The following is a 10,079-nucleotide window of genomic DNA, read 5'->3' on the forward strand; positions in this document are numbered from 1 at the left end:
CTACAACATCATGAAGAAATCCGGTTGCTACTGTTACAGGATCCATTTTCAATTCTGCTAAAATACCAGCAACTTGTATCGGATGGATTATATACTGCTCACCTGATTTTCTGAACTGGTCCTTATGAGCATTTGTGGCAAAATCACAAGCCTTTTTGACAAAAGCCACATGACTGCTATTCATATAAGTAACGGTTAAGGCAATTACTTCTTGTGCAGTATAATCTTTATTTTTGGGCATCTTGTCACCTTCTTTTCATTTATCACTAATTAAGTCTTATGCTCGATTTCAGTTCAAATCAATGAGTATAAAATAAGCACTCCAACTGAGTGCTTCAAATACTGATTCACCCTACATTATACTCATATTAGAGATAAATTTCAATACTAATAGAAAAATCAAATAAAACAGTCTTTATTTTTACTTTTGTAAATTATTCTATGAAAAAAAGAATAAAAGTCGCTTCAGACTCCTATTCTTTCTAGCTTATTTATTCAGTTTGCTGGTTATTTTGACTTGAATTTATTTATCCGTTTACGATTGCTAAGCCATTTGAAGATCCCAAACGAGTAGCTCCTGCTGCGATAAATTGTTTAGCATCTTCTTGTGTACGAACACCGCCACTTGCTTTAACACCCATATCAGGTCCTACAGTTGCGCGCATCAATTTGATATCTTCAAGTGTTGCTCCTCCTGTTGAAAAACCAGTAGATGTTTTCACGAAATCAGCTCCAGCTTTTTTAGCCAGTTCACATGCACGTACTTTTTCTTCATCAGTCAATAAGGCTGTTTCAATGATTACTTTTGATAATGCCTTTCCTTTTGAAACAGCTACAACACTTTCAATATCGCGTTGAACTAAAGCGTCATTTCCACCTTTAAGAGCACCGATGTTGATGACCATATCTACTTCAGTTGCACCATTTTGAATCGCATTTTCTGCTTCAAAAGCCTTTACTTCAGATGTATTAGCTCCTAAAGGAAAACCAATGACTGTACATACTCTTACGTCTGTACCCTTAAGTAATTCTGCCGCTTTTTTAACCCAAGTTGGGTTTATACAAACGGACATAAAATCATACTTGGCTGCTTCTTCACAAAGCGTTTTGATTTGTGCTTCCGTTGCTTCTGGTTTTAATAATGTGTGATCAATTGTTTTATTTAATTCGACTGTCATATTATATCCCTCTTTCTTATCTTGATGATAGCATTTTCATTATACTCGATTTTTTGGTTCGGAGCAAAAGAAATTTCTTACTTATCCATTAACTCAAAGTGGTACGAAGCCGCTGCTAATGCATATAGTGGAGCGGTTTCTGTTCTTAAAATTCTTGGGCCCAATGCACAAGGCAAAAAGCCATTCTGAATGAATGCATCTACTTCATCTTTAGATAGCCCACCTTCAGGACCAAAAATAATGAGTAACTTCCCGCCAATAGGCAGCTGCTTTAATCCTTTAACAAAATTTTGATCTTCTCCTACTTTAGCACTTTCTTCATAAGCGACTAAACAGACATCAAAGTGTTCTTTCATCTCAATCAGCTGCTTTACCGAAGCAAGTGGCTGAAGTGTTGGAATTTTTGTGCGATGCGATTGTTCAGCTGCTTCTTGTGCAATTTTTTGCAACCGCTCAATTTTTTTAACGGCTTTTTTGGCATCCCATTTTGAAATTGAGAACGACCCTGCAAAGGGAATAAACGCACTTGCACCTAATTCTGTTCCTTTTTGGACAATCAAATCTAACTTATCGCCCTTAGGAAGTCCACTAGCAATCGTTACCTCAATTGGCAATTCTTGTTGTCTAAGATCATCTTCGACCCAACTTAAAAGAACTCTTTTCTCTTCAATTGCATTGATTTTGGCAATAAAAGCTTTCTGATCTTTTGTTACCAGGTACACACGATGATCGACTTTCATCCGCATCACTTTTATCATATGGTGAAAACTGTCTCCATCAATTGAAATAGTTTGATTTTGATAATCTGTTAAATCTTCGTTTAAAAAATAGCGTTGCATTTATTCATCCTCCGCTAATGGTTTTTGAGCGACAATGCTGCACCAGTCTTTCATTTGTTGTACTTGGATGATCGTAAAGCCTTGTTTCTTTTGTTCAGAAAGAATAAGCTCTTTTTTATCCTCGATGATTCCTGAAGTTAAAAATAGACCGCCTGGTTTCAACACTTCAAAAGCTTCCGGTATAAGTGGAATGATGATTTCTGCTAAAATATTGGCTACTACGATATCAGCTTCGATCGTTACACCTTTCAGCAAATCATTGGCTTTTACAATAATATCTGTAGCGTAATCATTCAACTCAATGTTTTCAACGGCTGCTTTTACAGCCACATCATCTAAATCATAGGCATGAACATGCTTGGCACCTAAAGCTTTACTAGCAATACTTAATACACCTGAACCTGTCCCTACATCTAAAATGGTTTCATCGCCACGAATATACGTTTCAAGAGCTTGTAAAGAAAGCATGGTTGTTGGATGAGTACCTGTACCAAAAGCTAAACCAGGATCTAGGCGTATCACACGTTCATCCGGATGCTGTAGCTCATACTCTTCCCAGCTTGGAACGACCGTTAGAAAGCGCGTTACTTGCAAAGGATGGTAATATTTTTTCCAAGCCGTAGCCCAGTTTTCTTCCGCAACTTCATCTACTTTCACACTATTTGGTGCAATATCTAAGCCGAATGTTTTGAGTTCATTGATTCTAAGTTTAATGTTTGGAACCAATTCAGGTAAAAATAGCGTATCTGGAAAATAGGCTTTTATGATCACCCCTTCTTTAGAAAAATCCGCTTCATCTAATGCCCATATTTCACCAAATCCATCATCAGGATTATTTAAAAAATCTTGTCTATCTTCAATAGCTACTCCTTGGGAACCTGATTCAATAAGAATATTCGATACAGCTTCTACAGCTTCATTTGAGGTTTGTATTTGTAATTCAATCCACTTCATCTTGTTGCTTTACCTCCAATTAATCATTCATTTAGTTGTGACTAGTTTAGTACTTTGGATAAGAAAGTTTTTCTTCGTTATAACGATTGATATCTTTTAATGTTTTGATTGTTCCATCAAAATTGGTATCGTTCCAGTTTAATTCAAATTCTTCGATTGTTGGGTCAGTAGCAAAATCTAACAAATCAGATTGTCCTTCTGTTACAACGATACGCAGTGTTTTTAAAAGTGCATCAATATATCCTTTTTCGATACCTATTTTAAAATCAACCGGGAAGGCTTTTAAGTAGTTATCCATTTGAATTTTTGATTTTTTAGGATCAAAAAGGCAGATAGCATCTTCAAATTGAATAATATCGCCTTGAGCTGTTGTTCCTTCAATGTCTTCAATCACAATATTTTCTTCATTTTTTTCAGCGAAAATCGAAAAATAAACTTCAATCGCGTGCTGTTTTTTATCCCATTCTAATTTCCAATCAAATTCAAAGTCATTTTCTTCTAACGCTTCGCCTAAATAATCTAATACTGATTCTTGTGCCATTATTTCCGCCTCCATTAGTTGATTGGTTCTTCCCAACCAAAATCTGTTTCTATTGCACCTTTTTTTCTTGATACATATGGATTTCCTACTACAGTATATCGGAGCAGTGCATCCGTCCATTCGCCTTTATTGGGGACGCCTATTCTAGGAGATGATTGAATTTTTTTAGGTGTTTTCCTTGTAGCTATATCTATGAGCAAAGGCGATTCTGCAACGGATGTCCCATCATCCAATTTAGTGATATCCATTGCCTTAGTTAGTTTTCCGGGTCCATCTGTTACTGCAAAGCCAACCTTTCCTCTTCTTTCAGACATTAGTGTTACACCTTTTAAAGGCTCAATAGCGCGTATTAAAATGGCTTCTGGTACCCCTTTTTCTTGAACAACTACATTTAGCATTAAGTGCGTGTGCATGCTGTAGACATAAATTGTTCCAGGTTCTTTATACATAGAGTCCAGACGAGGAGTCCTTTTTAAGCCATAACTATGAGCAGCTTCATCTATCTCACCTAAATAAGCTTCTGTTTCTACGATCCAACCAGATGTCACCCCTTCATCTGTTTCTTTGATAACCAAACAACCAAGTAAATCTTGCGCTATTTCTTCCGTTGTTTTTGTTTGATCTGTCCAAAAATTCAAATGTATTCCTCTTTCTAGTGTATTTCATTTTTAGTGACTAATGCTTCATTTACTAGTATACAATAAAAGAACCCTTAGATAAAAAGAAACTCATTTCAGCTAAAGATATTTTGAAAACTAACCGGATGCCATGATCAGAAAAGAGGATGGAAATCTGTTTATTTTACAAAACACGTGACTCTCTACAAACAAACCCACTTATTCCAGAAGAATTTTTTTAAAATCACCCACATCATTTGACTTAGAGCCAATTAAAAAAGCCTTATTGACGACGATTATCGTCTTCAATAAGGCTTTTTAGTCGCTTGACCTAAAACGTACTGTTAGTCCATCTCAAATGCACCAGTGTACAATTGGTAGTATTCTCCTTTTTGAGCAATCAACTCTTCATGATTTCCTCTTTCGATAATGCGTCCTTGATCCATGACCATGATCGCATCAGAATTGCGTACAGTTGATAGGCGATGGGCAATCACAAATACCGTTCTGCCTTTCATCAATGCGTCCATTCCGCTCTGTACAACCCTCTCCGTACGCGTATCAATACTAGACGTCGCTTCATCAAGAATCAGCACTGGAGGATTCGCTACAGCTGCTCTAGCGATTGCCAATAATTGTCTTTGGCCTTGTGAAAGCGAACCGCCATCCCCAGTTAACTCTGTTTCATACCCGTGTGGCAATTGTCTGATGAAAAAGTCAGCATTGACCAGTTTTGCCGCCGCTTCAATTTCGTCATCTGTAGCATCTAAACGGCCGTAACGAATATTATCTTTAATGGTTCCTGAGAACAGATGCGTATCTTGTAATACAATACCTAAAGATTTTCTCAAATCATCTTTCTTGATATTTTTAACATCGATGCCATCGTAAGTGATGGTTCCTTTTTGAATATCGTAGAAGCGATTGATCAAGTTGGTAATAGTTGTTTTCCCAGCTCCAGTTGCTCCAACAAACGCAATTTTTTGACCTGGTTTTGCAAATAAATCAATGTGATGAAGGATCGTTTTATTGGCATTATAGCCAAATGTTACATCTTTAAAACGCACATCACCCGTTGATTCTGTATACATAGCTTCATTAGTCGCCGTTGGTTGTTTCCAAGCCCATTGACCGGTACGTTGAGCAGATTCTTCGATTCTTCCGTCAACTTGCTTAGTAATATTTACTAACTCGATCGTTCCACTATCTTCTTCAGGTTTTTCATCCAATAAATTGAAAATACGTTCTGCTCCTGCTAGCGACAAGATGATCGCATTAAATTGTTGCGAAATTTGTGCTACAGGCATGGTGATACTTTTGGTGAACTGAACAAAAGATGCGATACTCCCTACTGTTAAAACCGTAAGTCCTGTAATCGAAAGAACAGATCCTATGACAGCTGTTAATAAATACATAAAGTTTCCTATATTTCCCATGATCGGCATTAAAATATTTGCATACGTATTTGCTTTTGTAGCATTTTCTCTTAACACTTCATTTAATTCATTAAAATCAGCAATTGCTTTTTCTTCATGATTAAATACTTTCACAACCTTTTGGCCTTCAATCATTTCTTCTACATAACCATTCAACGTTCCCAATGCAGCTTGTTGTATTGAGAAGTAACGGCCACTTTTACTACCAATTGTACGAATGACCAGGATCATTATCCCTAACATACTTAAAACAACTACGGTCATTGGTATATTAATAATAAACATCGCAATAATGATTGATAAAATCATAACCAACGCCGAAAATATTTGTGGAATCGATTGGCTGATCATTTGTCTTAACGTATCTGTATCATTCGTGTAATGACTCATAATATCGCCCGTTGCATTGCTATCGAAATAACGGATAGGCAAAGATTCCATATGCGTAAACATTTCATCTCGGATATCTTTTAAGATTCCCTGTGATACAGTAACCATTGTGCGATTAAAAATGTAAGTGAAGAGTGCACCAGTCAAATACAACAGCGCCATTAAACCGATAATGCGTGCTAAACCCGAGAAATCAGGTGTTTCTTGAGTAAGAAGCGGAGCAATGTAATCATCAATCAGCGTTTTCGTAAAACTGATCCCAATCGCATTGGTAGCTGCACTAATGATGATACTGACAATTACGATGATGATCCGTAATTTATACTGCTTAGTCGTCGCGTAAGAAAGAATTCTTTTAAATATTTTTAATGGACTAACAGTTGGTTTCGTGATTGGTTTATTTTTCAACTATCGTCCCTCCCTTTACTTGAGAATCATATACTTCTTTATAGATTGTATTGTTTTTTAGTAATTCTTCATGTGTGCCAATTCCGTTGATTTTCCCTTCATCTAATACGATGATGCGGTCAGAATCTTGAATAGATGAAATACGTTGCGACACAATAATCTTCGTTGTATTCGGAATTTCTTCTATAAATGCCTTTCGAATATAGGCATCTGTTTTCGTATCCACAGCACTTGTAGAATCATCTAGAATTAGAATTTTAGGTTGTTTTAATAAAGCACGTGCGATCGTTAACCGTTGTTTTTGACCACCAGATACATTTGAACCACCTTGATCTAGTACCGTTTCATAAGCATCTGGAAAAGATTGCACAAAATCATCTGCTTGAGCTAACTTAGCGACACGTCGAATTTCTGCCTCAGATGCTTCTTCATCTCCCCATTTCAAATTGGTACTGATCGTTCCGGAGAATAACGTATTTTTTTGCAATACCATTGCAATTTGATCACGCAACGTTACTAAATCGTACTCCTTCACGTTACGTCCTGAGACATAGACTTCTCCTTCAGTCGTATCATACAACCTAGGAATCAGTTGGATCAGTGAAGTCTTACCACTACCTGTTCCACCAATGATCCCAATCGTTTCACCAGATTTGATTGTGAAATTAATCTGACTCAAATCGGACTCTTCGGATAGTTCATTGTATTTAAATTGAACGTTTCTAAACTCAATGTCCCCATTTTCAATGGTGGTGATTGGGTTCTTAGGATTCGTTAAGGTTGCTTTTTCTTGCAAAACTTCAGCAACCCGCTCTACTGAAGCTTCAGAAATTACGATCATAATAAAGATCATCGAAATCATCATAATACTGCTTAAGATTTGCATCATGTATGTGATGAAACTTGTTAATTCACCCGTACTCATTGTTCCACCAACAACATACCTTGCTCCAAACCAATAAACAAGAAGTAAACTAGAATAAATGGCAATCTGCATAATCGGAGCATTAAGAGCCGTAATTTTTTCAGCCTTTGTAAATAAATCTTTGATATCTGAAGAAGCTACTTTAAATTTTTCGATTTCTTTCTCTTCACGAACAAATGATTTTACAACGCGTACGCCGTTAATGTCTTCTTGTACGGTTTGATTTAATCGATCATATTTTTTAAAAACCGCAATAAAATAAGGATGCACGCGGTAGATAAGGGCAATTAAAATAAAGCCTACGATGGGAACGATGACTAAAATCGTTAAAGATAATTTCAAATTCGTATAAGCTGCCATCGCAAAGGCAAAGGCGATCATGAAAGGTGCTCGAATAATCGTTTTTAATACCATTTGAAAAGCCATTTGGATATTTGTAATATCTGTTGTAAGCCTCGTGATCAAGCTGGATGAGGAATATTTATCAATATTATCAAAAGCAAATGTTTGAATATTTTTGTAAATATCTTGGCGAAGATTCGTTGAAAATCCCACTGCAGCGTCCGCAGAAAACTTTCCGCCTAATACTCCAAGCAGCATAGAAAGACACGCCAATGCAAACATTAGTGACCCTATTCTCAAAACATAATTGAGATCCCCTGCTATTAATCCGTTATCAATGATTTTTGCCATGAGAAAGGGGATAAAAATCTCAACAGCCACTTCCAATGCCATAAATAGCATCGTTAAATATGAAGGTTTCTTGTATTGTCGCAGTGATTTTATTAACGTTTTATACATTATTAAACTTCTCTCCTTTTAATCAAGCGAATGCGCCTGCTCCATTAAAGCATATATCCGGTAAATCGTTTTTATCGTCAAACGAATATCTTCTTCCGGAATATCTTTTAAAATTTGACCATTTTTATAGTGAAAGTCATACACAATTTCTTGATGCAACAATAACCCTTTTTCGGTTAATCGAATATTTACTACTCGCTTATCTGCTGCATTCGGTTCTTTTTTGATGTAACTTAACGTTTCTAGCAAAGCGATGTTTTTCGTAATACTGGGCAGCGTTAACCAATTTCCTCAGCAACGTCACTTACACGCACTTCCGTTAATTTTTTGACAAATTGTACAAGGTTTTAATAATATAAATATGTCTTTTTTGTATTTCCGGAGGCGGTTCAGGTAAAAAACGTAACGTTTGTTTTGCGTTCAAACAGGCATCAATATATTCCTCAGATAGTTTACTATCCATTACTCTTTCCTCCTTAAATTAAATTACCTAATATAATTACCACAGGTAACTATATTAGCAAAAAAAAGAATAAATAGATAGTGAAATCTACTTATTCTTTCAAAGTAATTTTATGAGAACGATTTAATTTTTTTAATTTGATAGTTTTAACTTTTATTTTTTTGGCCTAAGCCGGTTAAAATTTGACCGTTTTAGGATCAGAATGAGAGAAAACAAACTTTCTTTTTGATTCAATTCTAGAATCGTAGCCATATCTTCATCCGTTAATGAAAAATCAAAGACATCAAAATTTTGGATCATGCGTTCTTTGTGACTGTTTTCGGAATGACAACAATACTGCGTTGAATCAAATAACGTAAAGCTACTTGAGCTACGGATTTACCGTATTTAATCTCCAATTCTCGCAATGTTTCAATTGTTAAAGAAATCATTTTCTACCTTCAGCAAACGGTCCCCAAGATTCAATTTGAGGTGTTGTATTCTCCAATAATTTTTTGAGCTTCCACTTTGTCGGTTAACACATTGTTTCTACTTCGTTTAAACCATTGGTGGGATTCACTGAACTCAGAAATATCAATAAATTTTAATTTGACCATTTTATAGTGAAAGTCATACACAATTTTCTTGATGCACAAATAACCCTTTTCGGTTAATCGAATATTTACTACTCGCTTATCTGCTGCATTCGGTTCTTTTTTGATGTAACTTAACGTTTCTAGCAAAGCGATGTTTTTCGTAATACTGGGCAGCGTTAAACCAATTTCCTCAGCAACGTCACTTACACGCACTTCCGTTAATTTTTTTGACAAATTGTACAAGGTTTTAATAATATAAATATGTCTTTTTTGTATTTCCGGAGGCGGTTCAGGTAAAAAACGTAACGTTTGTTTTGCGTTCAAACAGGCATCAATATATTCCTCAGATAGTTTACTATCCATTACTCTTTCCTCCTTAAATTAAATTACCTAATATAATTACCACAGGTAACTATATTAGCAAAAAAAAGAATAAATAGATAGTGAAATCTACTTATTCTTTCAAAGTAATTTTATGAGAACGATTTAATTTTTTTTAATTTGATAGTTGTTTAACTTTTATTTTTTTTGCCTAAGCCGGTTAAAAATTTGACCGTTTTAGGATCAGAATGAGAGAAAAACAAACTTTCTTTTTGATTCAATTCTAGAATCGTAGCCATATCTTCATCCGTTAATGAAAAATCAAAGACATCAAAATTTTGGATCATGCGTTCCTTTGTGACTGTTTTCGGAATGACAACAATACTGCGTTGAATCAAATAACGTAAAGCTACTTGAGCTACGGATTTACCGTATTTATCTCCAATTTCTCGCAATGTTTCATTGTTAAAGAAATCATTTCTACCTTCAGCAAACGGTCCCCAAGATTCAATTTGAGTGTTGTATTCTTCCATAATTTTTTGAGCTTCCACTTGTTGGTTAAACACATGTGTTTCTACTTGGTTTACCATTGGTGGGATTTCACTGAACTCAGAAATATCAATAAATCGAT

General features: G+C 35.6%; 11 protein-coding genes and 2 pseudogenes. All 13 read right to left on the minus strand.

What is annotated here, in order from left to right; all coding sequences use genetic code 11:
* A partial coding sequence (locus tag BP17_RS00005) for an HD domain-containing protein (protein WP_035050824.1) occupies nucleotides 1-241 on the minus strand: 241 nt, incomplete at its 3' end.
* 286 nt (nucleotides 242-527) lie between these two features.
* On the minus strand, nucleotides 528-1,178 hold the full coding sequence (deoC, locus tag BP17_RS00010; RefSeq protein WP_035050825.1) for a deoxyribose-phosphate aldolase: 651 nt from the start codon (nucleotides 1,176-1,178) through the stop codon (nucleotides 528-530).
* A gap of 77 nt (nucleotides 1,179-1,255) precedes the next feature.
* A complete protein-coding gene (locus tag BP17_RS00015; protein ID WP_035050826.1) occupies nucleotides 1,256-2,017 on the minus strand; it encodes a 16S rRNA (uracil(1498)-N(3))-methyltransferase in 762 nt (253 codons plus the stop codon).
* Nucleotides 2,018-2,971 carry a 50S ribosomal protein L11 methyltransferase gene (gene prmA, locus BP17_RS00020; protein WP_035050827.1) on the minus strand — a complete coding sequence of 318 codons (954 nt, stop codon included), beginning with the start codon at nucleotides 2,969-2,971 and terminating at the stop codon, nucleotides 2,018-2,020.
* Between the two features lie 46 nt (nucleotides 2,972-3,017).
* The gene (locus BP17_RS00025; RefSeq protein WP_035050828.1) at nucleotides 3,018-3,512 is read right to left on the minus strand and encodes a DUF3013 family protein; all 495 of its coding nucleotides are present in this window, start codon (nucleotides 3,510-3,512) and stop codon (nucleotides 3,018-3,020) included.
* A 14-nt stretch (nucleotides 3,513-3,526) separates the two neighbouring features.
* Nucleotides 3,527-4,150, minus strand: a complete 624-nt coding sequence (locus BP17_RS00030) for a DNA-3-methyladenine glycosylase (RefSeq protein WP_035050830.1) — start codon at nucleotides 4,148-4,150, stop codon at nucleotides 3,527-3,529.
* A gap of 323 nt (nucleotides 4,151-4,473) precedes the next feature.
* Entirely contained in the window at nucleotides 4,474-6,363 is a 1,890-nt protein-coding gene (locus tag BP17_RS00035; protein ID WP_035050831.1) for an ABC transporter ATP-binding protein, read from the minus strand.
* Nucleotides 6,353-8,089 (minus strand): ABC transporter ATP-binding protein, encoded by a 1,737-nt coding sequence (locus BP17_RS00040; protein ID WP_035050832.1) that lies wholly within the window; start codon nucleotides 8,087-8,089, stop codon nucleotides 6,353-6,355. The genes BP17_RS00035 and BP17_RS00040 overlap by 11 nt, the downstream gene beginning before the upstream one ends.
* 18 nt (nucleotides 8,090-8,107) lie before the next feature.
* A complete protein-coding gene (locus BP17_RS13580) occupies nucleotides 8,108-8,338 on the minus strand; it encodes a helix-turn-helix domain-containing protein (protein WP_232219576.1) in 231 nt (76 codons plus the stop codon).
* Nucleotides 8,339-8,408: 70 nt separating this feature from the next.
* A complete protein-coding gene (locus tag BP17_RS13585; RefSeq protein ID WP_232219577.1) occupies nucleotides 8,409-8,552 on the minus strand; it encodes a hypothetical protein in 144 nt (47 codons plus the stop codon).
* A 175-nt stretch (nucleotides 8,553-8,727) separates the two neighbouring features.
* Nucleotides 8,728-9,055 (minus strand): annotated as a pseudogene (locus BP17_RS13795) (aldo/keto reductase); the annotation flags it as partial.
* Nucleotides 9,056-9,202: 147 nt separating this feature from the next.
* A pseudogene (locus BP17_RS13800) lies at nucleotides 9,203-9,490 on the minus strand (MarR family transcriptional regulator); the annotation flags it as partial.
* A gap of 149 nt (nucleotides 9,491-9,639) precedes the next feature.
* The coding region (locus tag BP17_RS00055; protein WP_035050835.1) for an aldo/keto reductase at nucleotides 9,640-10,079 on the minus strand (440 nt) is incomplete at its 5' end.

It is taken from the genome of Carnobacterium pleistocenium FTR1, assembly GCF_000744285.1.
In the GTDB taxonomy this organism is placed as follows: Bacteria; Bacillota; Bacilli; order Lactobacillales; family Carnobacteriaceae; genus Carnobacterium_B; species Carnobacterium_B pleistocenium.